The organism is Allobosea sp. 05T438 (assembly GCF_056396025.1).
Genome location: NZ_JBFTKQ010000009.1, coordinates 178387 through 205128 on the forward strand (window position 1 = coordinate 178387; position 26742 = coordinate 205128).

The 26742-nt window shown below is 67.1% G+C and carries 21 protein-coding genes and 2 pseudogenes; 17 read left to right on the forward strand and 6 right to left on the reverse strand.

From position 1 onward, the window contains the following. Nucleotides 1-6 precede the first annotated feature (6 nt). From AC1DIN_RS18910 to surE, 8 genes are all read left to right on the forward strand, one after another. The gene (locus AC1DIN_RS18910; RefSeq protein WP_441472418.1) at nt 7-1011 is read left to right on the forward strand and encodes a thiamine pyrophosphate-dependent dehydrogenase E1 component subunit alpha; all 1005 of its coding nucleotides are present in this window, start codon (nt 7-9) and stop codon (nt 1009-1011) included. Then, a complete protein-coding gene (locus tag AC1DIN_RS18915; protein ID WP_476810903.1) occupies nt 1001-2023 on the forward strand; it encodes an alpha-ketoacid dehydrogenase subunit beta in 1023 nt (340 codons plus the stop codon). Before AC1DIN_RS18910 ends, AC1DIN_RS18915 begins: the two co-directional genes overlap by 11 nt. Next, a complete protein-coding gene (locus AC1DIN_RS18920) occupies nt 2023-3258 on the forward strand; it encodes a dihydrolipoamide acetyltransferase family protein (protein ID WP_476810904.1) in 1236 nt (411 codons plus the stop codon). The genes AC1DIN_RS18915 and AC1DIN_RS18920 overlap by 1 nt, the downstream gene beginning before the upstream one ends. Nucleotides 3259-3374: 116 nt before the next feature. Beyond that, a complete protein-coding gene (locus AC1DIN_RS18925) occupies nt 3375-4373 on the forward strand; it encodes an ABC transporter substrate-binding protein (protein ID WP_441472376.1) in 999 nt (332 codons plus the stop codon). A 16-nt stretch (nt 4374-4389) separates the two neighbouring features. Then, nucleotides 4390-6102: an ABC transporter permease gene (locus tag AC1DIN_RS18930; protein ID WP_441472377.1), complete on the forward strand. Its 1713-nt coding sequence runs from the start codon at nt 4390-4392 to the stop codon at nt 6100-6102. Next, entirely contained in the window at nt 6090-7181 is a 1092-nt protein-coding gene (locus AC1DIN_RS18935; protein ID WP_441472378.1) for an ABC transporter ATP-binding protein, read from the forward strand. Before AC1DIN_RS18930 ends, AC1DIN_RS18935 begins: the two co-directional genes overlap by 13 nt. A 10-nt stretch (nt 7182-7191) precedes the next feature. After that, nucleotides 7192-8340: an MBL fold metallo-hydrolase gene (locus AC1DIN_RS18940; protein ID WP_476810905.1), complete on the forward strand. Its 1149-nt coding sequence runs from the start codon at nt 7192-7194 to the stop codon at nt 8338-8340. A gap of 3 nt (nt 8341-8343) precedes the next feature. Beyond that, complete coding sequence (surE, locus tag AC1DIN_RS18945) at nt 8344-9117, forward strand: 5'/3'-nucleotidase SurE (protein WP_476810906.1); 774 nt, start codon at nt 8344-8346, stop codon at nt 9115-9117. 142 nt (nt 9118-9259) lie between these two features. Here the strand turns inward: surE and AC1DIN_RS18950 are convergent. Continuing rightward, nucleotides 9260-9452, reverse strand: a pseudogene (locus AC1DIN_RS18950) (DDE-type integrase/transposase/recombinase); the annotation flags it as partial. A gap of 337 nt (nt 9453-9789) precedes the next feature. Here AC1DIN_RS18950 and pehA point away from each other — a divergent pair. From pehA to AC1DIN_RS18985, 7 genes and pseudogenes are all read left to right on the forward strand, one after another. Further along, nucleotides 9790-11394: a phosphoric/sulfuric ester hydrolase PehA gene (gene pehA / locus AC1DIN_RS18955; protein ID WP_476810907.1), complete on the forward strand. Its 1605-nt coding sequence runs from the start codon at nt 9790-9792 to the stop codon at nt 11392-11394. Further along, the gene (locus AC1DIN_RS18960; RefSeq protein WP_441472382.1) at nt 11361-12998 is read left to right on the forward strand and encodes an ABC transporter substrate-binding protein; all 1638 of its coding nucleotides are present in this window, start codon (nt 11361-11363) and stop codon (nt 12996-12998) included. The genes pehA and AC1DIN_RS18960 overlap by 34 nt, the downstream gene beginning before the upstream one ends. 130 nt (nt 12999-13128) lie before the next feature. Further along, nucleotides 13129-13662 (forward strand): annotated as a pseudogene (locus AC1DIN_RS18965) (ABC transporter substrate-binding protein); the annotation flags it as partial. Continuing rightward, entirely contained in the window at nt 13659-14678 is a 1020-nt protein-coding gene (locus AC1DIN_RS18970) for an ABC transporter ATP-binding protein (protein WP_441472383.1), read from the forward strand. The pseudogene AC1DIN_RS18965 and the gene AC1DIN_RS18970, both read left to right, overlap by 4 nt. Continuing rightward, complete coding sequence (locus tag AC1DIN_RS18975; protein ID WP_441472384.1) at nt 14675-15667, forward strand: ABC transporter ATP-binding protein; 993 nt, start codon at nt 14675-14677, stop codon at nt 15665-15667. The genes AC1DIN_RS18970 and AC1DIN_RS18975 overlap by 4 nt, the downstream gene beginning before the upstream one ends. Continuing rightward, nucleotides 15667-16602: an ABC transporter permease gene (locus AC1DIN_RS18980; protein WP_441472385.1), complete on the forward strand. Its 936-nt coding sequence runs from the start codon at nt 15667-15669 to the stop codon at nt 16600-16602. The genes AC1DIN_RS18975 and AC1DIN_RS18980 overlap by 1 nt, the downstream gene beginning before the upstream one ends. 1 nt (nt 16603) lies before the next feature. Next, entirely contained in the window at nt 16604-17476 is an 873-nt protein-coding gene (locus tag AC1DIN_RS18985; RefSeq protein ID WP_441472386.1) for an ABC transporter permease, read from the forward strand. Between the two features lie 115 nt (nt 17477-17591). Here the strand turns inward: AC1DIN_RS18985 and AC1DIN_RS18990 are convergent, their stop codons facing one another. The 5 genes from AC1DIN_RS18990 to AC1DIN_RS19010 all read right to left on the reverse strand — a co-directional run bounded on the left by AC1DIN_RS18990 (nt 17592) and on the right by AC1DIN_RS19010 (nt 24728). Beyond that, the gene (locus AC1DIN_RS18990; RefSeq protein ID WP_476810908.1) at nt 17592-18449 is read right to left on the reverse strand and encodes an ABC transporter permease; all 858 of its coding nucleotides are present in this window, start codon (nt 18447-18449) and stop codon (nt 17592-17594) included. Further along, complete coding sequence (locus AC1DIN_RS18995; protein WP_476810909.1) at nt 18446-19366, reverse strand: ABC transporter permease; 921 nt, start codon at nt 19364-19366, stop codon at nt 18446-18448. Before AC1DIN_RS18995 ends, AC1DIN_RS18990 begins: the two co-directional genes overlap by 4 nt. Before the next feature lie 28 nt (nt 19367-19394). Further along, on the reverse strand, nt 19395-21041 hold the full coding sequence (locus AC1DIN_RS19000) for a hydantoinase B/oxoprolinase family protein (protein ID WP_476810910.1): 1647 nt from the start codon (nt 21039-21041) through the stop codon (nt 19395-19397). A 2-nt stretch (nt 21042-21043) separates the two neighbouring features. Next, nucleotides 21044-23125 (reverse strand): hydantoinase/oxoprolinase family protein, encoded by a 2082-nt coding sequence (locus tag AC1DIN_RS19005; RefSeq protein WP_476810911.1) that lies wholly within the window; start codon nt 23123-23125, stop codon nt 21044-21046. 94 nt (nt 23126-23219) lie between these two features. Next, nucleotides 23220-24728, reverse strand: coding sequence for an ABC transporter substrate-binding protein (locus AC1DIN_RS19010; RefSeq protein ID WP_476810912.1), 1509 nt, complete (start codon nt 24726-24728; stop codon nt 23220-23222). Between the two features lie 45 nt (nt 24729-24773). Here AC1DIN_RS19010 and AC1DIN_RS19015 point away from each other — a divergent pair, with 45 nt between their 5' ends. Together AC1DIN_RS19015 and AC1DIN_RS19020 are read left to right on the forward strand one after the other, a co-directional pair. After that, nucleotides 24774-25631 carry a GntR family transcriptional regulator gene (locus tag AC1DIN_RS19015; RefSeq protein WP_476810913.1) on the forward strand — a complete coding sequence of 286 codons (858 nt, stop codon included), beginning with the start codon at nt 24774-24776 and terminating at the stop codon, nt 25629-25631. Nucleotides 25632-25651: 20 nt separating this feature from the next. Then, nucleotides 25652-26719, forward strand: coding sequence for an NAD/NADP octopine/nopaline dehydrogenase family protein (locus tag AC1DIN_RS19020; protein ID WP_476810914.1), 1068 nt, complete (start codon nt 25652-25654; stop codon nt 26717-26719). The last annotated feature ends 23 nt before the right edge of the window (nt 26720-26742 follow it).

A 26742-nucleotide genomic window follows, 5' to 3' on the forward strand; every position in this document is an offset into this window, starting at 1 on the left:
GACGACATGGCAAGCGCCGCGCCGAGGCCCAACCAGCGGCCCGAACTCGCCGCGCTCGACGACGAGACGGTGGCGCGCGCGCTGACCCGGATGCACCTCATCCGCAAGTTCGAGGAGGCGGCCGAGGCGAGCTATATGCGCGGCCTGATCCACGGCACGATGCATCTCTCGATAGGCCAGGAGGCGAGCGCCGTCGGCACGACGTTGCCGCTCGAAGCGCACGATTACATCCTCTCGACCCACCGCGGCCATGGCCACTGCATCGCGCGCGGCGCCGAGCCGAAGCTGATGTTCGCCGAGTTCTTCGGCAAGGAGACCGGCTACTGCAAGGGCCGCGGCGGCTCGATGCATATCGCCGATGTCGAGGGCGGCAATCTCGGCGCCAACGGCATCGTCGGCGGCGGCCTCCCGATCGCGGTCGGCGTCGGCATGAGCATCAAGGCCCAGAAGAATGGCCGGGTCTGCATGGTCTTCTTCGGCGACGGCGCCTCGAACGAGGGCGCCTTCCACGAGGCGCTCAACATGGCTTCGATCTGGAAGCTGCCGGTCGTCTTCGTCTGCGAGAACAACAAATACGGCATGTCGATGGACATCTCGCGCGCCATGGCGGTGGCGAATGTCGCAGACCGTGCCGCCGCCTACGCCATGCCGGGCCACAGCCTCGACGGAAACGACCTTGCCGGCGTCGCGGCCGTGGCGCGCGAAGCGATTGCGCGGGCCCGCTCCGGCGAAGGCCCTTCGCTGATCGAGTGCAAGACCTATCGCTGGCGCGGCCACTCCAAGAGCGACCGCAATCTCTACCGGACCAAGGAGGAGATCGAGGAGTGGCGGGCGCAGGACCCGATCCGGCGCCTGGAGGACGAGCTCAAGGCGCATGACCGGTTCGACGCTGCGGCGCTGATGAAGCTGGAAGAGGATGCCCAGCGCGACATCGACGCCGCCGTCGAATTCGCCCGCGCCTGCCCGGACCCCGATCCGAAAGACCTGACCCGTGACGTCTATGCCCTCTGACACCCTCGAGGCCGCGGCCGAGATTCGCGAACTCTCCTATGCCGAGGCGGTGCGCGAGGCGCTCGGTCAGGCGATGGAAGCCGACGAACGCGTCTTCCTCTTCGGCGAAGACGTCGGAATCTATGGCGGCGCCTTCGGCGTCTCCGGCGATCTCGTCCACCGCTTCGGCAAGGAACGCGTGATCGACACCCCGATCAGCGAACTCGGCATTGCCGGCGCCGCGGTCGGCGCCGCGATCACCGGCATGCGGCCGGTGCTGGAGATCCAGTTCTCGGATTTCGTCACGCTTGCCATGGAGCAGCTCGTCAACCAGGCGGCCAAGATCCGCTTCATGTTCGGCGGCAAGGCGAGCGTGCCGATGGTGGTGCGTCTGCCCGGCGGCTCCGGCACCGGCGCCGCCGCTCAGCACAGCCAGAGCCTGGAGGCCTGGTTCGCGCATGTGCCGGGCCTCAAGGTCCTGCAACCGAGCACCCCGCATGACGCCAAGGGCATGCTGCTCGCCGCCATCGACGACCCCAACCCGGTCCTGATCTTCGAGCACAAGCTGCTCTACAAGACCAAGGGCCATGTCCCGGCTGAGGCCTATCGCGTGCCGATCGGCAAAGCGGCGATCCGCCGCGAGGGCACGGACGTCACCATCGTCGGCTCCTCGATCATGGCCCGCAAGGCGGAGGCTGCAGCCGAGCGCCTCGCAGCGGACGGCATCTCGGCCGAGGTCATCGATCTGCGCTCGATCCGCCCGATCGACTTCACCACCATTGCCGAGAGCGTGCGCAAGACGCACCGCTTGCTGGTCGTCTACGAGGGCGTCAAGACCATGGGCATCGGCGCCGAGATCTCGGCGATGATCGCCGAGAGCGAGGTCTTCGACTTCCTCGACGCGCCGATTATCAGGCTCGGCGGTGCCGATGCGCCGATCCCCTACAATCCGGTGCTGGAGAAGGCCGCCGTCCCGCAGGAGGACGACATCGTTGCCGCCGCCACCAATCTCGTGCGCCGCGGGGAAGCCTGATGCCGGTCGAGGTCATCCTTCCCAAGGTCGACATGGACATGGAGACGGGCACGATCGAGGCCTGGCATGTCAAGGAAGGCGATCTTGTCCGCCAGGGCGACACGATCTTCGAAATCGGCACCAACAAGGCCGTGATGGAGGTCGAGGCGCCGGCCAGCGGCGCGATCCGCGGCATCAAGCTCGAGACCGGCGTGCCGATCACGGTGGGGACGCCCGTCGCCTGGATCTACCTCGACGGCGAGGCCGCCACCACGCCGTCCGAGCCGGCAGCCGCTGCGGCTTCCGTGGCGGCTGCCACCTCCAACCCTGAAGGCGCGGCTCCGGCGTCAGGCGCCTCTGCGGCTCAATCTGTGGCGCCGGGCCTGCGCGCCACGCCGCTCGCCCGCCGTATCGCGCGCCAGAATGGCATCGATCTCAAGGCAGTGGCCGGCACTGGACCACGCGGACGCATCGGAGAAGCCGATGTGAAGCGCCATCTGGAGCAACGCCCGCGTTGCGCCCCCGCGCAGGAGACACGTCCCGCGCCGGTCCCGGCCGCGAGCAATTCCGAGGGCCGGCTGCAGCCCTTCTCGGCGATCCGCCGCATCGTCGCGAACCGGCTCTCCGAGAGCATGCGCACGGCGCCGCATTTCTATCTCACCTCCGAGATCGAGATGAGCGCGTCCCGCGATCTGCTGCGCCGCCTCGCTGCCCGTCACGAGCGCATCGGCGCCCCCAAGCCCAGCATCACCGTGCTGATCGCCCGCATCGCTGCCCGCATCCTGCGCGACCACCCGGTCATCAACGCATCCGCCGAGGGCGAGGCGACGCGCTTCCACGAGCGCATCGACATCGGCATCGCCATGGAGCGCGACGGCGATCTCGTCGTGCCGGTGCTGCGCGATGCCGGCAACATGGATATGCCGGCGATGACGCGCGAATTCGCCAGATTGCGCGACGGCATGGCCAGGCGCACGCTGACACCGGCCGAGCTCGGCGGCGGCACCTTCACCATCTCCAATCTCGGCATGTACGGCGTCGACAGCTTCACCGCGATCATCAATCCGCCGCAGGGCGCGATCCTCGCGGTCGGCCGAACCGTCGACAAGCCTGTTGGCCGAGACGGCCAGATCGTGCTGAGGCCGATGGCGAATTTCACGTTGTCCTCGGACCACCGGATCGTGGACGGCGTCGCCGCCGCCCGCTTCATGGCCGATCTGCGCGAGGCGCTGGAAAGCCCCGAGATACTTTTGTGATTGAAGGGCGGTCGCGGCCGCGCAAGGCCGCGAATTGCCAGCTATAGACCATCAGAATGCAAGATCGGCCACCGCAACGGGCGCAAAGGTCGACGGCGAATAACGGAGGAGACGAAATGATGACCCAGACGAGACGCAAATTCGTGATGGCCGCGGCCTTCGGCGCTCTGCTCGCCGCCGGCCCGGCCTTCGCGCAGGCCCCCTCGGGCAAGCTCGTGCTCTACACCTCGCAGCCGGAGAAGGATGCGGCCCAGACCATTGCCGCCTTCAAGAAGGCTTATCCCAGCGTCGACGTCGACATCTTCCGCTCCGGCACGACCGAGGTGATGGGCAAGCTCGCCGCCGAGATATCGGCCGGCCAGCCCGGCGCCGACGTGCTGCTGATCGCCGATGCCGCGAGCATGGAGATCCTGAAGGCGCAGAAGCAGCTTCTCGCCTATCCCGGCGCCAAGACCGACGGCCTGCAGCCCGGCTCCTTCGACGCCGACAAGACCTATTTCGGCTCGAAGCTGATCACCACCGGCATCGCCTACAACACCGCCGCGAAGGAGAAGCCGAGCTCCTGGACCGATCTCGACAAGCCCGGCTACAAGGGCCAGATCTCGATGCCGAGCCCGCTCTATTCGGGCGCCGCAGCGATCATGCTCTCGACCATGACGGCGCGTCCCGATCTCGGCTGGAAGCTTTTCGAGGGGCTGAAGGCCAACGAAGCGGTCGCCGTGCGCGGCAATGGGGCCGTGCTGCGCTCGGTCGCCACCGGCGAGAAGGCCTATGGCGTGCTCGTCGACTTCATGGCCTACAATGCCAAGAAGCAGGGCTCGCCGATCGACTTCGTCTTCCCGAAGGAAGGCGCCCCGGCGGTGACCGAGCCGGTCGCGATCGTGAAGACGACCAAGAACGAGGCCGCCGCCAAGGCCTTCGTCGACTTCATCCTCTCCGATGACGGCCAGAAGCTTGCGCTCGCCATGGGGTATATCCCGGCCAAGCCCAGCGTCGGCTCGCCGTCCTGGCTGCCGGAGGGCACCAAGATCAACGTCATGCCTTCCGACATCGCAGCCGTGGTCAAGGTGACGGAAGCCGACAAGGCCCGCTTCGCCACCATGTTCGGCAACTGAGCCCGGACGGGTGCGCATGTCACTCGCTGATACCGCGACGCTGCGCACGCGCGTCGAGGAGACGGGGCTCCTCTGGGGCCTCGTCGGTCTCGTCGCGCTGCTCTCGCTGCTGCCGATCGGGCGGCTGGTCGTCGAAGGGCTGGCCCCCGGTGGTCAGCTCTCGGCGACGGCGCTCGGCAAGGTGTTCGCCAGCCCGGCGACCTGGACGGCCACCGCCAACAGCCTGGTCACCGCGATATCCGGCACCGTGCTCGCGGTGCTGATCGGCGGTACCGTCGCGCTGCTGGCGACGCTGACCGACATCCGCGCCCGCAACGCCTTCACCTTCTGCTTCGTGCTGCCGTTGATGATCGCACCGCAGGTGACGGCACTGGCCTGGCTCCAGCTTTTCGGCCCGTCGAGCACGCTGCTGAAGCTGATCGGCATGGCCCCGCCGCTCGGCAGCCGCAATCCGCTCTATTCGCGCGAGGGCATCATCCTGCTGCTCGGCCTGCAATATGCGCCGCTGGTCTTCCTGACGCTGCGTGCCGGCCTGCGCGCCCTGCCCAAGGAATTGATCGAGGCCGGCCTTGCCGCCGGCGCCAGCCCGCTCACCGTGCTGCGCACCGTCGTGCTGCCGTTGATGACCCCGCCGCTCGTCGCCGGCATCGCGCTCTGCTTCGTCTCCTGCCTCGGCAATTTCGGCATCCCGGCCTTCCTTGGCATCCCCGGCAACTTCCTCGTCCTGCCGACGCTGATCTACCAGCGCCTCGCGGGCCTCGGGCCGGGCGTGCTCTCGGAAGTCGCAATCCTGTCGCTGCTGATCGGCGTCATCGCCATGGCCGGCATCCTGCTGCAGGATTTCATGATGCGCCGTCGCGACTTCCGCATCACCACGACTTCGAGCGCCGCGCGGCCCTTCGAGCTCGGGCGCTGGCGCGCGCCGGTCGAGACGCTGCTCTGGACCTTCGCGATCCTCGTCCTGGCTCTGCCGCTGCTCGGCCTGCTCAGCACGTCGCTGATCCCGGCCTTCGGCGTGCCGCTCAATGCGGCGACGGCGACATTCGGCAACTATGCCTATGTCCTCTTCGAGCACGCCGCCTCGAAGCGCGCCTTCGTCAACAGCTTCCTGATGTCGGCCGGAGCCGCGATCCTGATCGTGCTGATCTGCGTCCCGCTCGGCTACTTCATCGTCTGGAAGAAGTCGCGGGCGCTCAGGTTGCTCAACCTCGCCGCCGAGCTACCCTATGCCATGCCTGGCGTGGTGCTCGCGATCGCCGCGATCCTGCTTTTCCTCAAGCCGCTGCCGGTGCTCGGCGTCTCCCTCTACAACACTGTCTGGATCATCGTCTTCGCCTATCTCGCGCGCTTCCTCGTGCTCGGCCTGCGGCCGATCGTCAGCGGTTATCTTCAGATCGACCGCACGCTGGAGGAGGCCGCGCAGATCGCCGGCGCCGGCCTGCCGCGCCGCCTCGTCACCATCATCTTCCCGCTGGTTGCGCCGGCGGCGGTGGCGGGCGCGCTCTTGATCTTCCTCACCGCCTTCAACGAGCTGACGGTCTCGGCGCTGCTCTGGTCTTCCGGGGCCGAGACGCTCGGCGTCGTCGTCTTCTCCTTCGAGCAGGGCGGCGACTCCACCTATGCCTCGGCGCTGGCGACGATCACCGTTCTCGTCACGGTCGCCCTGATGGCTTCGACCACTCTCTTCGCCCAAAAACTGCCCCAGGGAGTCCTGCCGTGGCGCGACTGACCATCGACCGGGCGCAGAAGCGCTTCGGCTCCTATATCGCCCTCGACGACGTCTCGATCGATGTCGAGGACGGCGAGTTCCTGGCGGTGCTCGGTGCGTCCGGCTGCGGCAAGACCACGCTGCTGCGCCAGATCGCCGGCTTCGACAAGCTCGACGGCGGCGCGATCCGCATCGGCGACCGGCTCGTCTCCTCGCCCGAGCAGCATGTTCCGCCCGAGCACCGCAAGCTCGGCATCGTCTTCCAATCCTATGCGCTCTGGCCGCATATGACGGTGGCGGAGAACGTCGCCTATGGCCTGACCGTCGCCGGCGTGCGCGATCCCGAGCGGGCTCGCCGCGTCGCGGCGGCGCTCGATCTCGTCGGCCTGAACGGCTTCGCCGAGCGTCGGCCGGGCATGCTCTCCGGCGGCCAGCGCCAGCGCGTCGCGCTCGCCCGCTGCCTCGTCACCGAGCCCTCGCTCGTTCTGCTCGACGAGCCGCTCGCCAATCTCGACGTGCATCTGCGTGCCTCGATGGAGGAGGAGTTCTCCCGCTTCCATGAGCGCACCGGCACGACCATGGTCTACATCACCCATGATCAGGCCGAGGCGATGGCGCTGGCCGATCGCATCGCCGTGATGGATCGCGGCCGGCTGCTGCAGCTCGCCACGCCCTCGATGCTCTATCGCGAGCCTGCCAACATCACCGTCGCCGGCTTCATCGGCGACGGCATGGTGCTGCCGGCAACCGTGCTGTCGGCGCCCCAGGCCGGCCGCTGCAAGGTCAGCGTGCTCGGTGTCGAGGCGGTGGTGCGCTGCCGGCCGGATCAGGCGGTGACCGACCAGGTGAAGCTCTGCCTGCGGGCGCGCGACATCGGCATTGCTTCCCCCGGACAGGAGGGGCTTTCCGCCGCAGTCGAACGGCTGTCCTATCAGGGCGGCTTCTTCCGGCTCGAGGCACGTCCCGCCGCCAGCAACGACCTCGTGCTGCATCTCGACGCCGCCGAGCCCGCGCCGGCCCAGGCTGGCGACGCGATCCGCATCGCGATCCATGATGGTTGGGTCATCCCCGAGGCCGGGACAATGGACAAAGCCGCATGAGACCGGCCGCATGAAACTCAGGATCCATGGCGGGGTTGGCGAGAAGGGCCGGACCTGCATCGGTATCGAACATGGCGGAACCCGGCTTCTGCTCGATGTCGGCGTCGACACCAGCGCGCCGCGGGGGCCGGGCTACTACCCCGCGATCACGCCGGACGAGCTGGAGCGGCTCGATGCGATCATCGTGACCCATGCCCATGAGGACCATGTCGCGGCGCTGGGCTGGTGCCTTGCCCACGGATTTGCCGGCCGCGTGCTGATGACGGCAGAAAGCGCCGCCGAAACCGATGCGACGCTCGCGGCTTATGCGACGCCGCAGGAGCGTACGCTTGCCGCGCAGAGCCCGCCCGAGATCATCGCCGCTGGCCAGGATTTCAGGCTCGGTCCGATTGCGATCCGGACCGGTCGCAGCGGTCATGTCGTCGGCGGCGTCTGGTGCCATCTGAGCGCCGAGGGCCGCAGCGTCGGCTATTGCGGCGATGTGGTGCCGGCGAGCCCGGTCTTCGCCATGGATCCGCTGCCGCCTTGCGACCTGTTGCTGGTCGACGCCTCCTATGGCGAGGACCGCATCCCGGCGGCCGAACGCGGCGCCGCCATCAGGCGCTGGCTCGCGGCGCATCCGCAGGGCGCCGTGCTGCCGACGCCGCTATCCGGCCGTTCCATCGAGCTGATCGGGCTGATCGAAGGCCCGATCGCCATCCACCAGTCGATGCACGCCGCACTGGCTCAACAGATCGCGGCCTCCGCCTGGTTGAAACCGGGGAGCGTCGACCTGCTGTCGGCGCGCTTCGCTAACGCGTCCCTCTGGGAAGAGGGGCAGAAGCTGCCGGCGGCGGCTCTGCTGTGCGACGATGGCATGGGGCTCTCAGGTCCATCCAAGGCCGCGCTTGCTCAAGCGCGCCGCGACGGGCACCCGGTGCTGCTGACCGGCCATGTCCCCAAAGGTAGCCCCGCCGACGCGATGCGGGCTGCCGGAACGGCGGACTGGCTGCGCTTCCCGACCCATCCGACCTTGCCCGAGAACGCGGCCATTGCCACGGCAAGCGGTGCGGAACGTGTGCTCGCCCATTCCTGCGATGCGGCCACCGCCCGGGCGCTCGCAGACGACATTCCAAGCCTTGTCGCCAACCTCAAGCCCGGCGACGTCATCGAGATCTGACCCATGCGCATCCTGATCGCCAATGACGACGGCATCGACGCCCCCGGCATCGCCCTGCTGCGCCGCGCCGCCGCCCGCGTCGCTTCCGACATCTGGGTCGTCGCGCCCGAGCGGAAATGGACGGCGGCGAGCCATCACCTCTCCTTCGACCGCGATATGACGCTGACCCGCCGCGAAGCGCAGGTCTACGCATTGAACGGGACGCCGGCCGATTGCGTCGTCGCAGCGATGACCGTGCTGTTCCGCGACGGCGGCAAGCCGGACCTCGTGCTCTCCGGCGTCAATGACGGCCGCAACGCCGCCGAGGACGCCGCCTATTCCGGCACGCTCTCGATCGCCCGCGAGGCGAGTTTTTGGGATATCCCCGCCATCGGCTTCTCCCGCACCAAGGGCGGGACATCCGAGGAGCGCGATGTCACCGCACTGGCGGCCCTGATCGACAATCTCTGGCAGCGCCGCGCCGCCTGGAGCCGCGAGGGTGCCTATCTCAGCGTCAATCTGCCCAAGGAGCTGCCGGCCGAGATAGGCCTTGCCGCGATCGGCCGCGACAAAATTGCAGGGGCGGCCGACATCCATTCTGAGGAGGGCGACCGCATCGTCTGGCGCATTCGCCGCGGCCGGCCGCATACCAGCCGCCCGGGCGACGAGAACAGCCTGATCGATGCCGGCCGCATCGCGATCGTGCGCCATTGCTGGATCGATGGCGCCCCGCTGGACGCGGACCTCGCCGCAGGCCTCAATGCCGCGCTGTCCCAGGCCTCCGTTGAATCGGCTTGAGAAGACAGCGCGCGAACACACCGTGGTGGTCGTCGTCACAATAGCCGCCGGTGGCCGCCAAGAGGTGCATTGGGCTCGATGACAGGCTCGGGCCGTGACGCCGGCGACGGCTTTCCTGTGGGCGATGGCGTCAAGGCCCGAACTCGTCGGTGATCATGCGCCGGGGCGCATAGCCCTGCTTCTTCAGAAGACGCCGCGCCGACTTGGCGTGGCGCCGGGTCTGGAGGATTTCGTCGCGACGTATCCATCCTGGTCGAGAGCCCGCCCGAGCCAGTGCTCTTGCCGGCAACGGTGACCGCGACCTCGTCGAGATGCCGGATGTCGCTCCGCCTCGGCGATCGAAGCTCCGCCCTGCGATCCCAGCCCTTCTGACCCAGCGGTTTGCTAGCTGTGCGGAGCAACGGCTGACGGGGCTCCGCAGCTGCAAGGGATGTTCCGCGAACGCTCGCCTCCGCCAGGATCGATGAGATCACACCCGCGATGCAGGGGTTGCCATGCTGCACCTTGCCCTTGTCGGGACGACCGAGCCGGTCCCGCAACAGGCATGGGCTGCTCACCAGCTCGCTAACCGCGCCGGCGCCGCCTGGTTCTGACGGCCGAACAATGATGTCGCGCAGTCACGCAGGCGTCATCCGCGGCGGATAGCTGGACGTGACTTCGCGAGGCAAAGCAATGAAACGTAAGAACGTTCTCCTGATCGTCGTCGACCAATGGCGGGCCGATTTCGTACCGCATCTGCTGCGTGCCCGCGGTCAGGAGCCTTTCCTCAAGACGCCCAATCTCGACAGGCTCTGTGCCGAAGGGGTCACCTTCGCCAACCATGTCACCGCCTGCGTTCCCTGCGGTCCGGCACGAGCCAGCCTGCTGACCGGGCTCTATTTGATGAACCATCGCGCCGTGCAGAATACGGTGCCCCTCGACCAGCGCCATTTCAACCTGGGAAAGGCGCTCAGGGCGATCGGCTACGACCCCGCTCTGATCGGCTACACCACGACAACGCCGGACCCGCGCACGACCGCGAAGAACGATCCGCGCTTCCTCGTGCTCGGCGACCTGATGGATGGGTTTCGTTCCGTCGGCGCCTTTGAACCGAACATGGACGGCTATTTCGGCTGGGTGGAGCAGAACGGCTTCAAGCTGCCCGAAAAGCGCGAGGACATCTGGCTGCCTGAGGGAGAGGACTCGGTCCCGGGCGCGACTGACAAGCCCTCGCGCATCCCGAAGGAATTCTCGGACTCGACCTTTTTCACCGAGCGGGCGCTGACCTATCTCAAGGGCCGGGCGGGCAAGCCCTTCTTCCTGCACCTCGGCTATTACCGTCCGCATCCGCCCTTCGTCGCGCCGGCGCCGTACCACGCGATGTACCGGCCGGAAGATATGCCGGCGCTGGTACGGGCGGAATCGCCGGAGGTCGAGGCCGCGCAACACCCGCTGACCAGGTTCTATGTCGACTCGATCAAGCGCGGTTCCTTCTTCCAGGGCGCCGAGGGCTCGGGGGCGACGCTGGATGCGGCCGAGATCGCCCAGATGCGCGCGACCTACTGCGGTCTGATCACCGAGATCGACGACTGCCTTGGCCGGGTGTTCGCCTATCTCGATGAGACCGGGCAGTGGGACGACACGCTGATCGTCTTCACCAGCGACCATGGCGAGCAGCTCGGTGACCACCATCTGCTCGGCAAGATCGGCTTCAACGACGAGAGCTTCCGCATTCCTCTGGTGGTGAAGGACCCGCGCGGCGCGGACGAACGCCGCGGCGCGATCGAAACGTCCTTTACTGAGAGCGTCGACGTGATGCCGACGATCCTCGACTGGCTCGGCGGCGAGGCGCCCCGCGCCTGCGACGGGCGCTCGGTCATGCCTTTCCTCGCCGAAGGCCGTCCGGCGAATTGGCGGACGGAGATGCATTACGAATACGACTTCCGTGACGTGCATTATTCGCAGCCGGAGCAGGTGCTCGGCCTGCACATGGACCAGTCAAGCCTCTGCGTGATCCAGGACGAAAACTACAAATACGTCCATTTCGCCGCGCTCCCGCCGCTCTTCTTCGACCTGACGAACGATCCGCACCAGTTCGTCAATCTGGCCGACGCTCCCGCCTATGCCGCGCTGGTGCGCGATTACGCCCAGAAGGCCCTGTCCTGGCGGCTGACCCATGCTGACAGGACCCTGACCCATTACCGCTCCAGCCCGCGCGGGCTGGAAGAGCGCGACCCCAACGCCACCCCATCTGGAGATGAACAATGGTCGGTTCCCTCACGCGTCGCGGCGCAATAGCGCTCGGGGGCTCCGCCCTCATCCTGCCCCGCTTCGCGATCGCCCAGGCCGACAGCCGGCCTTCGATCACGATCGCGGTCCAGAAGATCGCCAATTCCAACCAGCTCGACGTGCTGCGCGAGCAGTCCAATGTCGGCGAGCGCATCTTCTTCTCGTCGCTCTGGGAAGGGCTGATCGGCCGCAACTGGCTGGGCGGTCTGGGCGCCGTGCCCGGCCTCGCCACGGAGTGGAAGCGCATCGACGACAAGACCGTCGAGCTCAAGCTGCGCCAGGGCGTGAAGTTCCACAATGGCGATGAGCTCACCGCCGAGGACGTTGCCTTCACCTTCGGCAAGCAGCGCATGTTCGGCGACACGCAGCCGGCTGCGGGCAAGACCATCTCGGCCGATTTCGTCGTCGGCGGCGGCCGCGCCAGCAAGGAGCTGCCGGCGGAAGTACCGGCGGTGGCGCGCCGCTCCTGGCCGGCCCTGCTCGGCGTCGAGATCGTCGACAAGCACACCGTGCGCTTCGTCAACGGCACCCCGGACGTGACGATCGAGGGCCGCATTTCGCGCTATGGCAGCGAGATCATGAACCGGCGCGCCTTCGATGAGGCGGCGACCTATAATGAGTGGGCGATGAAGCCGGTCACGACCGGCCCTTACAAGGTCGCTGAATACCGTCCGGACGTCTCGCTGCTGCTCGAGGCCCATGACGAATATTGGGGCGGCCGGCCGCCGCTGAAGTCGATCCGCTTCGTCGAGGTGCCGGAAGTCGCCTCGCGAATCAACGGATTGCTCTCCGGCCAGTATCAGTTCGCCTGCGACATCCCGCCGGACCAGATTGCGCAGATCGAGAAGAATTCGGCCTTCGAGGTGCAGGGCGGCACGATCCTGAATCACCGCCTGACCGTCTTCGACAAGAGCCATGCCCAGCTGCAGAATCCGCTGGTTCGCCGCGCCATGACGCATTCGATCGACCGGCAGACGATCGTCGACTCGCTCTGGGCCGGCCGCACCGTGGTGCCGAAGGGGCTGCAATGGCCCTATTATGGCGAGATGTTCGTCGAGGACTGGTCGGTGCCGGCGTTCGATCTCAAGCTGGCGCGCGATCTCGTCAAGCAGTCCGGCTACAAGGGTGACCCGATCCCGTACCGCCTGCTCAACAACTACTACACCAACCAGACTCCGACCGCGCAGATCCTGGTCGAGATGTGGAAGGAGGCCGGTCTCAACGTCGAGATCCGGATGGTCGAGAACTGGCAGCAGATCCTCGAGCGCACGCCGACCCGCGCCGTGCGCGACTGGTCGAACTCGGCGCCTTTCAACGATCCGGTCTCCTCGATCGTCGCCCAGCACGGCCCCAACGGCCAGCAGCAGCAGGCCGGCGAGTGGACGAATGCCGAGATGAACACGCTTTCGGTCGAGCTGGAGACCTCGACCGACCGCGCCCGCCGCAAGGCCGCCTTCCGGCGCATGCTGGAGATCGCCGAACGCGAAGACCCGGCCTACACCGTGTTGCACCAGAACGCGACCTTCACCGCCAAGCCGAAATCGATCGCCTGGAAAGCCGCACCGGCCTTCGCCATGGATTTCCGCGCCGGCAACTGGGGCCGGCAGAGCTGACCCGACAATCGCGGCGCGTCCTCCAACGGGCGCGCCGCCTCGTTTTGACGACCCGGAGCGTTCGATGACTGGACACACTCGCCGCCACGCGCTTGCGCTCGGCGCGGCCTCGGCCGGGCTGCTGATCCTGCCGCGTTTCGCCATCGGGCTGTTGAAGCAGTCCGGCTATTGGGGCGAGGCGATCCCTTATCGTCTGCTCAACAATTACCACACCAACCAGGTCGCGACCGCGCAGGTGCTGGTCGAGAGCTGGCGCCAGATCGGCATGAACGTCCAGATCGAGAGCAAGGATAACTTCCCCCAGGTTCTCGCCAGGGGGCCGAAGCGGGCGGTGAGCGACTGGTCGAACGGTGCGTCCTTCAACGATCCGGTATCGTCGATCACCTCCAGCCACGGCCCGAGCGGCCAGCAATGGCAGGTCGGCGAGTGGAGCAATGCCGAGATGGGCAAGCTCTCCGACCTGATGGAGAGCTCGACCGATCGGGCTCTGCGCAAGGCCGCATTCCGCCGCATGCTCGAAATCTGCGAGCGCGAGGACCCTGCCTATACCGTGCTGCACCAAACCGCGAACTTCACCGCCAAACGCCGGGACATCCAGTGGAAGGCCGCGCAGTCCTTCGTCATGGACTTCAGCGCCCGCAACTGGGGTGGGGTCCGCTCGTGAGCGAGAGGCTCGACAGGTTCGGCAGCGTCGACAATCCGCTCGTCGAGATCCGGGGGCTTACCGTCGCCTTCGACGGGGTCAAGGTGCTGCACGGCATCGACCTGACCGTCGCGGCGGGGGAGGCGGTCGGCCTCGTCGGCGAATCCGGCTGCGGCAAATCGGTGACCTGGCTGGCAGCGCTTGGCCTGCTGCCGAAGAAGGCCTCCATCACCGGCAGCGTCAGGCTCGGCAGCACCGAGCTGATCGAGGCCAACGCCGACGTCCTCGATAAGGTGCGTGGCGGGCGCATCGCGATGATCTTCCAGGATCCGGCGAGCGCGCTCAATCCGGTCATTAGACTCGGCAGGCAAGTCGGTGAGGCTCTGGCGCTGCATCGCGGTCTCTCCGGCAGCGCAATCAGGGCCGAGGTGAAACGCCTGTTCGACCTCGTCGGCATTCCAGACGCGGCGCGACGCCTCGATGCCTTCCCTCACGAGCTCTCGGGCGGCCAGAATCAGCGTGTGATGATCGCGATGGCGCTCGCGGGGAACCCCGATCTTCTTGTCGCTGACGAGCCGACCACGGCGCTCGATGCCACCATTCAGGCGCAGATTCTCGAATTGCTGACGCTGATCCGACGCGAGACCGGCATGGCGCTGGTGCTGATCAGCCACGATCTGGGGGTGATCTCGCAGACCTGTGAACGCGTCTGCGTGATGTATGCCGGGCGCATCATCGAGATGGCCGATTCGATCGAGCTGTTCGAGCAGCCGCAGCATCCCTACACGCAGGGCCTCATCGCGGCGCTGCCGCCGCTGGAGGGCGTGCGCCGCCGGCTCGACCCGATCGAGGGCAATGTGCCGGAGCCCTGGAACCTGCCGCCGGGCTGTGCCTTCGGGCCGCGTTGTCCGCGTCATGGCGCGCTCTGCGATGCCGGCGTGCCGCCGCTCGTGCAGAAGGCGCCGGGCCGCTTCGCCGCCTGCGTTCGGACGGCGCAGGCACAGTCCGCGCGCACCTCGGAGTTCGTGTTCGCATGAGCGCGCCGGTGCTTCAGGTCCGCAACGTCTCGCGCCGCTACACGATGCGCCGCGGCTTGCTCGGTAGCCCCGTCGAGGTGCGTGCCGTCGACGGAGTGTCACTCACGGTCGAACGCGGCAGGACGCTTGGCGTCGTCGGTGAGTCCGGCTCGGGCAAGTCGACCACCGGGCGCGTCGCGCTCGGGCTGGAGAGGCCGGATGCGGGCGATGTCCTGTTCCAGGGCGCGCCGTTGCCGGCACTCGACACCGGCGATTGGCGCAAGATCCGCGCCCGCATGCAGATGATCTACCAGGACCCGCTCGGCGCACTGGACCGGCGGCTCTCGATCGTCGAGCAGGTGCGCGAGCCGTACGATGTCCATGAAATCGGCGAGGCCAAGGCGCGCGGCGACATGGCGCTGAAACTGCTGCAGTCGGTGGGTTTGCGGGCCGATCAGGGAGCGCGCTATCCGCACGAGCTGTCTGGCGGCCAGCGCCAGCGCGCCGTGATCGCTCGCGCGCTCGCGACCACGCCGGACCTGCTGGTCTGCGACGAGCCGGTCTCGGCGCTCGACGTCTCCATTCAGGCGCAAGTGATCAACCTGCTGGTCGACCTTCAGCAGGAGCTGGGCCTGGGCCTGCTCTTCATCAGCCACGATCTCAAGGTCATCAGGCAGGTCAGCCACCGCGTCGCGGTGATGTATCTTGGCCGTATCGTCGAGGAGGGCGAGGCTGATCTGCTGCTCTCCTCGCCGGCGCATCCTTATACCGAGGCGCTGGTCTCGGCCGCGCCGGTTCCCGGCCGGCGAGCCCGCCCGCGCATTGTGCTGCAGGGCGATCCGCCCAACCCGGCGGCGCGCCCCTCGGGCTGCGCCTTCCATCCGCGCTGCCATGCCGCGCGCGATCGCTGCAAGGTCGAGAGTCCGGCGCTGCTGCCGCTGCCGGATGGTCGCTTGACCGCTTGCCATGTCGCGCAGGACCAGGCCAATTTCCTGAAGGCGGCGAGCTGATGCTGCGCTTTTTCCTGATCCGGCTCGCCCGCGCGCTGCTGACCGTTGCGCTTGTCGTCACCTTCGCATTCGTCGTGCTCCGGCTCTCCGGCGATCCGGCGCTGATCATCATGAGCGCCGACGCGCCGCCCGAGGCGATCGCCGCCTTCCGCAAGGCGTGGGGCCTCGACGATCCGATCTGGCTGCAATACCTGCGCTACTTCACCGCGATAGGGCAGGGCGAGCTCGGTCAGTCGATGCGCGATGGCCGTCCGGCGATCCAGCTCGTCCTCGAGCGCATCCCGGCGACCCTGGCGCTGACCTTGCCGGCCTTGGCGCTGAAGCTCGGCATCGGCATCCCGGCCGGCATATACGCGGCATTGAACCGCGACAGCCTGACCGACCGTATCGTCATGATCACGGCGGTCGCAGGCTTCACCATTCCAAGCTTCGTGCTCGGCCTCGTGCTGGTGCTGATCTTCTCGGTGCAACTCGGCTGGCTGCCCTCGGGGGGGCAGGAGAGCTGGCGCCATGCCATTCTGCCGGTGGTGACGCTCGGAATCGGCGGAGCGGCGGTGCTTGCCCGTTTCACCCGCAGCGCCATGCTGGAGGTGCTCGGCCAGTCCTATATCCGCACAGCCAGCGCCAAGGGCGTGCCCTGGGCCGCGGTCGTGCGCGGGCACGCGCTGCCGAACGCGGCGGTGCCGACCGTGACCGTCGTCGGCTTTATGGTCGGCAGCCTGATTGCAGGGGCGGTCGTGGTCGAGAGCGTGTTTTCCTGGCCGGGCGTCGGTCGGCTGCTCGTCGTCGCCGTCTCCAATCGCGATCTAGCGGTGGTGCAATGCATCCTGCTGCTGGTCGCGATCACCATGGTCAGCGCCAACTTGATCGTCGACCTGCTTTACGGCGTGCTCGATCCACGTCTGCGCAGTGGTGCCCGGGCAGGAGGGCATTGAAATGGCCGATGTAACAGCCGCCGCGCCACCTGCCATCCGCGAGAAGGTTGCTCCCAGGCCGAAGAAGCGCATCCCGCTGCTGGTCTGGTTCGGCATCGTCTGGGTCGGCTTCATCATCGTTTTGGCCCTGAGCGCCGATTGGGTCACGCCCTATCGCTTCACGGCATATGACCTGCGCAACCGGCTGTCGCCGCCCTTCCATCCACTGCACTGGCTCGGGACCGATGAACTCGGCCGCGACGTGCTCTCGCGGCTGATCATCTCGATCCGCATTTCGCTGCTCGTCGCCTTCGGCGCGACGATCATTTCGGCCACGCTTGGCACGCTGATGGGCTTCCTCGCGGCGCATTTCCGCGGCTGGGTCGAGCAATTCGTGTTGATGCTGGCCGATTTCCAGGCCGCGATGCCCTTCCTGATCCTGGCACTCTCGGTGCTGGCCTTCTTTGGAAACGCGCTGCCGCTCTTCATCTGCCTGATGGGGCTCTATGGGTGGGAGCGCTATGCCCGCATTGCGCGCGGGCTCGCCATCTCCGCTGGCGCGCAAGGCTATGCCGGGGCGGTGCGCCAGATCGGTGCGAGTCCCTCGCGGGTCTATCTGCGCCATATCCTGCCGAACATCGCCTCGACGCTGATCGTCTCGATGACGTTGACCTTCCCGGAGGTGATCCTGCTGGAGAGCGGGCTGTCCTTCCTGGGCCTCGGCGTCCAGCCGCCGATGACCAGCCTCGGCAACATGGTCGGCTATGGCCGCGAATATCTGACGCGTGCTCCCTGGATCATGCTGGCTCCGGCCTGCACCATCGTGCTGACAACGCTTGCGGTCAGCCTCGTCGGCGACTGGCTGCGCGATCGGCTCGACCCCACACTGCGCTGAGCCGGGCTTATCCGAAGGGTTGCCGGAGAAGGATTTGGGACAGGGGGGGCGGCTATGGATCGCTCCGAAAAGAATTGAGCTTCCGCCATGGGCGAGCGGCTTATCGGCTGATGGATCAGCGACGTTCCGCGCGCGGGTCGAGCCAATCACGCAGCCAGTCGCCCAGGAGATTGACGCTCAATACCGTCAACATCAAAGCCAGGCCAGGCAGGGTGATGATCCACCAGGCGCTGGCGATATAGGTGCGCCCGTCGGCGAGCATCCGGCCCCAACTCGGCGAGGGCGGCTGGATGCCGAGGCCAAGGAAGCTCAAGCCCGCTTCGAGCACGATGGTGCGCGCGAGTTCGAGGGTCGCGACGACGAAGACCGGCGTCAGGACGTTGGGCAGGATGTGGCGCAAGAGCAGGCGGGCGTGGCCCGCCCCCATCGCCAGAGCCGCCTGGACGAATTCGCGCTCCCGGACCGTCAGGACCTGGGCTCTGATGATGCGGGCATAGCGGACCCAGCTCGTCAGGGCGAGCACCGCGATCAGGTTGTGCAGGCTTGGGCCGAGCGCGGCGACGACCAGAAGCGCCAGCAGCATCAGCGGGAAGGCGAGCTGGATATCGACCAGCCGCATCAGCACGCGGTCGTACCAGCCGCCGAAATAGCCGGCGACGAGGCCAAGCAGCACGCCGACGATGCCGCCGAGGATCACGGCCGAGCCGGCGATCGTCAAAGTTACGCGGCTGCCGGCGATGATACGGCTCAGGATGTCGCGTCCGAGCTGGTCGGTCCCGAAGGGGTGGACGCCCAGCCCGGTCCAGGAGATCGTCGGCGCCATCATGCGGGCGCGCAGGTCGCCACGCGTCGGGTCGGGCAGGCCGAGCCAGGGCCCGGCGAGCGCCAGCACCAGCAGGAGCACCAGCAACGCCGCGCCGGCGAGGCCGAGCCAATTCGCACGCTGGCGGCGCAGGAACGAGAGGAGCCTCATGATTCCTGCCGGATGCGTGGATCGATCAGGGTGTAGAGCAGGTCAACCAGGAGATTGACCACAACGAAGATGGTCGCGACCACCGCGACGCCCGCCTGCACGACCGGAAAATCCTTGGTCTCGATCGCCTGCACGATCAATCGCCCGACGCCCGGCCAGGCGAAGACCGTCTCGGTCACGGTGGCGCCGCCGAGAAGCTCGCCGGCCAGGATGCCGGTCATGGTCACCACGGGGATCAACGAGTTGCGGCCGACATGCCAGATATAGATGCGGCGGGGGCCGAGGCCCTTCGCATAGGCCGTGCGGACATAGTCGTCCCGCATCACGTCGAGCATGGAGGAGCGCAGTAGGCGCGCGATGCTGGCCGTGGTGAAGCAAGCCAATGTCACCGAGGGCAGGACTAGGTTCTGCCATTCGCCGTAGCCGCCCGTCGGGAACCAGCCGAGCTGCACAGCGAAGAACAGGATCAGCATGATGCCGAGCCAGAAGGAGGGCGTCGCCTGGCCGAGCAGCGCCACCAGCAGGACGAGCCCCTCGATCGCCGAGCCGCGATAGATCGCGGCGAGCGCGCCGGCCATGCCGCCGACCAGGATGCCGATCGCCAGCGCGCAGCCGGCGAGCAAGGCCGTCGCCGGCAGCCTTTCGAGGACGACGTCGAGCGCCGGGCGCGCGAACTGGAAGGACTGGCCAAAGTCGCCCTTCAGCGCATTGAGGAGGAAGGTGAAGTATTGCTGCAGCAGCGGCTGATCGAGCCCGAGCTGCGTACGCAGCTCCTGCAGTTGCGCCTCCGTCGCGCCGATCGGCAGCAGCAGCACGGCGGGGTCGCCGAGCAGCCGCGAGACGACGAAGACGATCGTGACCACGCCCCAGATCGCGATCAGGCCTTCGCCGAGGCGGGAGGTCAGGTGGCGCGGCATCCGGCGGCCTCCATCGTCACGACGTTTGTCAGAGCTTCAGCCCGTAGATCTCCACGGCCGCCTGCCGCGAGATGCGCTCCTCGCGCAGATCGCGCTCGACCAGTGCGCGATCGCGCTTCTTCGGGTCGCCGAAGCCACCGCCGCCAGCGGCGACCATGCCGACCCACTCGCCCGGCTGCAGGATGCCGGCGCGACGGTCGAGCGGCCTGGCGCCGGGCGAAAGCTCGACGCGGGCGGTCTGGCCGTCCTGGCCGCCCTTGAGGCCGAAGGGCGGCACGATGCTGTTCGTCCCGCCGGCCGAGATGCGGGCGGTGTGGTCGAGCATCTCGACGCACCGCCGCAGCGTCATGCCGCCGCGATATTCGCCGGCTCCGCCGGAATCCTGCACCAGTTCGTAGCACTTCACCATGACGGGGTGCTCGATCTCCAAGGCCTCGATCGGCAGATTGGCGGTGTTGGTCGTGTTCACCTGCACGCCGTCGAGCCCGTCCTTGTCGGCGCGCGCGCCCATGCCGCCGCCATGCATCTCGTTATAGACGTAGAAGCGGCCGGTGCGCGGATGGATTCCGCTGGTGGTCAGGAGCGTGCCGCCGGTCGAGGCTGCGGCGATCCGCTCGGGCACCACATCGGCGAGCGCGGCGAAGATCATGTCGACGAGACGCTGGCCGATATCGGTGCGGCTGTAGACGGCGCCCGGCGGCGTCGAGTTCAGCACGGAGCCCAGCGGCGCGGAGACATGGATCGGCCGGTGGAAGCCGGCATTGGCCGGCAGGTCGGGGTCGACGATCGCCTTCACCGCGAAATACACCGTCGCCAGCAGCGCCGTGTAGACCATGTTGATCGGCGCGCGGACCTGGTCGGGCGCGTCGGGGAAGTCGATGAAGATCTCGTCGCCCTTGACCTCGATCACGACCTTGAGGTCGAGCACGCCGTCGATCAGGTTGCTGTCGAAGTCGTGGCGGAAGCTGTAGGTGCCGTCCGGAATTTGCGCGATGCCGGCGCGGGTGCGCCGCTCGGTATAGTCGAGCACCTGCGCGCCGGCGGCGCGCACCGTCTCGGCGCCATATTTGTCGCAGAGCGCCTGATAGCGCTGCACGCCGAGGCGGTTCGCCGCCATCTGGGCGCGGAAGTCGTTGATGCGCTCGCGCGGAACCTGGCAGTTCAGCAGGATGAGCTGCATCAGATCTTCCTGCAGCACGCCCTCGCGATAGAGCCGCACGGGCGGGATGCGCAGGCCTTCCTGGAAGATATGGGCATGGCCGCGGTCGACGAAATCGGAATGATGGGCGAGGTTAGTCACCCAGGCGACGAGCTTGTCGCCATGGAAGATCGGCTCGAGGAAGACGATGTCGTTGAGATGGGTGCCGCCGCCGGTATAGGCGTCGTTGCCGACGAAGACGTCGCCGGGGCGCACCGTCGCGAGGTCGTGGTTCTTGAAGACGTGCTCGGCGATGCCGAGCAGCGATCCCAGATGCACCGGAATGTGCTCGGCCTGGGCGATGGTGCGCCCGGCGGCGTCGAACAGCGCGGTCGAGCAGTCCTGCCGCTCCTTGATGTTGGTCGAATACGCCGCGCGGATGATCGCCTTGCCCATCTCCTCGACGATGGTGGTGAGCGCGCTGCCGATGACCTCGACGGTGATCGGGTCGAGCTGCGTCTTGGCTTTGTCCAGCATGGTCAGCCCTCGAGGCTCAGGTTGAGATAGGCGTCGACGGTCGCGACCTGCCCGGGCAGGACGAGGGTGGTCGAATCCATCTGGTCGATGATGGCGGGCCCGGTCACCTCGTGCCCCGGCCCGAGCAGGGCGCGGTCGTAGATCGGGCAGTTGGTGAAGCCGCCGGTTTCCGGCAGCCAGACCTCGCGCCAGCCGGTGATCGCCACATTGCTCGTGCCGGAGGCCGGGGGATACGCCTTGAGATCGGCCTTCGGCACGAGGCCCACCGCCTCGATGCGCAGGGTCGTGACCTGCACCGGCTCCTCGGCGGCGATATAGCCATAGACCTGCCTGTGGATGCGCTCGAACTCCTCGCGCAGCTTCACCAGCGCCGCCGCATCGATCGGGCTGGCCGGGCAGGGGACGGTGAGCTCATAGCCCTGGCCGCCATAGCGCATGTCGACCGAGCGGATCAGCGAGCGCCGCTCCACCGGGATCGCCTCCTGGGCGAACCAGTCCTGCCCGCGCTCCTCGAGACCGGCGAAGCCGGTCTCCATGCCCGGCGCGCCGGCCTCGCTCAGGGGCAGGAGCCGCGTCAGCGAGAGGTTGGTCCGCAGGTCGGTCAGCAGCAGGCCTAGCGCACACATGATGCCCGGATATTTCGGAACGACGAGGCGCGGGATCTCAAGCTCGCGGGCGAGCCGCGCCGCATGGATCGGGCCGGCGCCGCCGAAGCCGAGCATGACATAGTCGCGCGGGTCATAGCCGCGCTCGACCGAGATCACGCGGATGGCCTTCGCCATATTGGCGATGACCACGCTGATGATGCCCTGCGCCGTCTCCATGACGCCGAGCCCGAGCTGGTCGGCCAGGCGCCCGATCGCGGCCTTGGCACGCGCCTGGTCGATCTTCATGCGCCCGTTCAGGAGATGCGTCGGGTTCAGCACCTGCAGCACGACATTGGCGTCGGTGACCGTCGGCTCCTCGTTGCCGCGCCCGTAGCAGACCGGGCCGGGGTCGGCCGCGGCCGAGCGCGGGCCCACCTTGAGCAGCCCGCCGGCATCGATATGGGCGATCGAGCCGCCGCCGGCGCCGACGGTGTGGATGTCGAGCATCGGCAGCTTCAGCGGATAGCCGTGGACGACGGCGTCGTTCGACATTTGAGGCCGGCCGCGGTCGATCAGCGAGACGTCGGTCGAGGTGCCGCCCATGTCGAAGGTAATGACGTTGTCGAAGCCGGCGAGTCCGCCGACCGAAAGCGCTCCGATGACACCGGCCGCCGGGCCAGAGAGCACGGTGCGCGCCGGGAAGTTCTGCGCCACCTCGGACGAGATCACGCCGCCATTCGACTGCGTCAGATGCGGATGGGCGTCGATGCCGATCTCGGCCAGCCGCGGCTGCAGCTTCGAGAGATAGGACTTCATGATCGGGCCGAGATAGGCGTTCACGACCGTGGTCGAGAGCCGCTCATATTCGCGGAACTCGGGCGCGACCTCGTGCGAGATCGAGACGAAGGCGTCCGGCATTTCCTCGGCCAGGATCTCCTTGACGCGCTTCTCATGCGCCGGCTCGACAAATGAGAACAGGAAGCACACCGCGACCGTCGTGATGCCCTGCTCCCTGAGCTTGCGGGCGGCGGCGCGCACCTCGTCCTCGTCGAGGGCGGTGTGGATGCTGCCGTCGAAGCGCACGCGCTCGCTGACCTCGAGCCGCTTGTCGCGCGTAACCAGGATGCGCGGCTTCTGCGTCTGGATGTCGTAGAGGGAATCGCGCTTCTGGCGGCGCAGCTCCAGCACGTCGCGAAAGCCCTTGGTGGTGATCAGGCCCGTCTCGGCGCCGCGCCCGACGATCAGCGCGTTGGTGGCGACCGTGGTGCCATGGCCGAAATAGACGACGTCGACCTTCTGCCCCGTTGCCTTGGCGACCTCGGCGACGCCCTGCTCGATGCCCCCGGCAATGCCGAGCGACGGGTCCTGCGGCGTGCTCGACACCTTCCAGACATGGATCTCGCCATGCGTCTCGTCGAACATGCAGACATCGGTGAAAGTGCCGCCGGAATCGACGCCGACACGTAGCTTCAGGGTGGTTTCGTCTTGTGCGGTCATGACTTTTGTCGCGATCCGGTTGATCGGAAATTCGGGCAAGGCTGTCCCGACGGCGGGCCGATGGAGCCCGCCGCTCAGCTCGTTTCGGTTGCCGTCAGCGCGTCTTGATGTCGATCGCGCGGACCCAGTCGTCTCCACGCGCCTGCCACGCGATGCTCTTGGACTGGGCGTAGGTGATCGGCGTGAAGAACATGAAGATCGAGGGCGAATCCTCGCAGAGCTGCGCGGTGAGCTTGCGGTAGAGCTCGGTGCGCTTGGCTGCGTCGTTGGTCGAGCGTGCAGCCTTGGCGGCTTCGTTGAAGCTCGCACTCTCCCAATAGGATTGCGGGTTTTCCTTCTCCCAGAAGTTCAGTAGCCCGCCCGCATCGAGCGTCGGCCATCCCAGGCCGAAATAGGCGGAGTCGCCGAGATTCTTGCCGACGATGTACTTGTTCATGAAGGCGCCGAATTCCATCTCGCGCAGCTTCACGGTGACGCCGATCTCCCCGAGCTGAGAGGCGACGACCTGGGCGATGTCGGAAGCCTGGATGTAGCGCCCCGTCGGAACTTCGAGATCCATGGTCAGGCCATTGGCAAAGCCGGCCTCGGCCAGCAGCTTCTTGGCCTGGGCGGGATCGTAGGGCACCGGCTTCAGATCGGGGTTGAAGCCGAAATAGACCGGGGAAAGCGGCTGGCAGGCGCTGATTTGGGCGAGACCGTCGAGCAGCCCGTCATTGATCGCCTTGCGATCGATGCCGAGATTGAGCGCTCGCCAGAGCTTGGGATTGTCCTTGAAGGGCGCCTTCAGCCCGTTGAGCTTGATGAACATGCCGCGCGTGCCGGCCACCGAGCCGGCCTCGACCTTGCCGCCGGATTTGATCCGGGCGATCTCGGAAGTCGGGAAGCCGGTGATGAGGTCGACATCGCCGGCCTGGAGCGCCGCGATCCGCGAGGAATCCTCCGGAATGATGCGGAAGGTGACGTTGTCGAAAGCCGGCTTCTCGCCCCAATAGTCCTTGCGCGCCTTCAGCACGACCCGGTCGCCGCTGGCAAAGCGCACGAGCTCGTAGGGGCCGCTGCCGAGAGCCGCCACGGAAGGGTTGTTCTCCCCCGTCCATTTCGGCGGCATCAGCAGGAACATCGACATCTGGTCGGGCAGGTCGGGATAAGCGCCTTTGGTGACGAATTCGACGGTGGTCGGCGAGACGACCCGGACCTCGCTGATGGCGGCGAACCACGGCTTGTTGCGCGCACCGGTCTTCGGATCGAGCACACGCTCGACGTTCCACTTCACGGCCTCGGCGTCGAGCTGCTCGCCGTTCGAGAAGGTCACGCCCTCGCGCAGCGTGAAGCGCCAGGCCGTGTCTCCGATCGCTTCCCATTTGGTGGCGAGACCGGGCCTCAGCTTCAGGTCGGGCCCGCGATCGACCAGCGGGGTGTAGATATGCGCGGCGACGCTGAGGTCCGTGCCGACCGTCGTCGACTTGTCCGGATCGAGCGTGTTGACGTTGCTCGACAGCGCGATCGTCAGGTCGCGTGCCGCCGCGGGAGCGATCAGGGCGAGGGAGCTTATCCCGAAGGCGAGGGCGGCGGCGAGGCGGCGGGCTGAGGCCTGGTTGCGCATGACAATCCCCTGTTCTTGACTTTGGCGCCAATCCTGAGTTCATGATTGGCATCTGTCAATCTCGACTTGTGGGATATTTTGCTTAATGGGAGTGCATATGCAGGAGATCTCATCTCCGCGGGTGTGTTCGACCGCCCTGAGTATGAATTGCGATTGGGCAGCAAAGCGGGCGATGATGGTTGCGGTCATGCTCGGATTCGTCTGCGGAACACGGCACTAATGGCTTTGGTAACTCAGCAAGATAAGACAGATGCTGGAGAGCGCCGCGGGCGCGCTGCTGGCGGCAGTGCGTCGCGGGCACGAGAACTGGCAAAGCTGATCGAGAGGGACATCAGCACCGGCCGCCTCAGTGCAGGCTCGTGGCTGAAGCAAGTCGATCTCGAAACGCAATACAGCGCCTCGCGGCTCGACATTCGCCAGGCGCTGGATCGGCTCGAGGAGAAGGGCTTCGTCAAGCTGGAAGCCAATCGCGGCTACCGCGTCGAGACCTTCGACAAGGAGCGCTACCGCAATGTCGTGACGATCCGTGCCATCCTTGAGGTTGCGGCGGCCGGCGAAGTGCTGAAGCGTATCGACGAGGCAGGGCTGGAGCGGCTGCAACTGCGGGCTGACGATTTCGCCGCGGCCGTCAATTCCGGCACGGTGCTTGCGCAGGAGGAGGCGAACTACGCTTTCCACGCCGCAATGCTCGAATTCTGCCCGAACCGCGACCTTGTCTCGATGATTTTCGATTTACGCAGCCGCGTTCCCGTTACGCTGACGCGCGAAAAGAACACCGCCGCGTTGCTCGCCGACACGGTACGGGACCACTACGAGATCGTCGAACGCCTGCGCGAACGCGATAAGCCCGGCCTGGAAACCGTCGTCCACCGGCACGTGTTGGGCGGTCTCGAAATCATCTGAAACCACTCGGGGGATTACCCATGCGCGTCGCCATCGTCGGCTTCGGCGGGATCGGGCGCGGCTATGCCGCCTACCTGACCGGCCAGGGGCATGAGCCCGTGATCTGGTCACCGAGCGGCGCGGCCCCGGCCGATTTCTCCGGCGATGCTTTGCTGACCGTCACTGGCAAGCTCGAAGCCGACTTGCCGTTGCGGATCGCCCGCCATTGCGCCGAAGCCGTTGGCGGCGCTCAGGTCGTCATCGTCGCGGTTCAGGCCAATGGGTTCAGGGCGGTGCTGGACGCCATCGCCCCGCATCTCGCCGCCGGGCAGATCGTCATCATCAGCGCCCATTGCTCCTTCGCAGCGCTCTATCTGCATCGCCTGCTGAGCGCGCGCGGGGTCGACATTCCGATCGCCGCCTGGGCGACAACGGCGCTCACCGCGCGCAAGAGCGGCCCGCGCAGCGTCCATATCTCGGGCATCCGGGCCAAGCTCGACGTTGCCACTCTCCCTGCCGGTCACGCGCAGGTTGGTCTGGACGTCTGCCGTTCCCTTTTCGGCGATCGGTTCGAGCTGCGCGAAGACCTGCTGGCCATTATGCTCAGCAACCTCAACCCGCCGGCGCATGTCGCCAACATGCTGGGCAACCTGACGCGCGCCGAGCGCGGCGAGGACTGGCCGAACTACGGCTCGATCACCCAGGGCGTCGGGCGCATCGTCGATGCCATGGATGTCGAGCGGCTGGCGCTGGCCGGGGCTTTCGGCCTCTCGGTCCGCAGCGTGCAGGACCACTATGTCCATTCCTTCGGCGTCGCTGCCGGCCCGGTCGGCGAGATGGCCGCCGCCGTCTACAGGAACCGTCCCGAACTGCTCGGCCCCAAGACGCTGGACACTCGCTTCATCACCGAGGACGTGCCCTTCGGGCTGGTGCCGCTCGAGGTGCTGGGCCGGATCGCCGGGGTGCCGCTACCGCTCCACAAGGCCGGCATCGCTCTGTTCGACGCGATCTGCGCCCGCGATTTCCGCGCCGAGAATGATCTGCTGCCGGCCCTCGATCTGGAGCGGTTCACCGCGGACGAGCTCCATAGAGAGCTGCGCGGCCTGTGAGCGCGGTCGGAAAACGTAGGGCC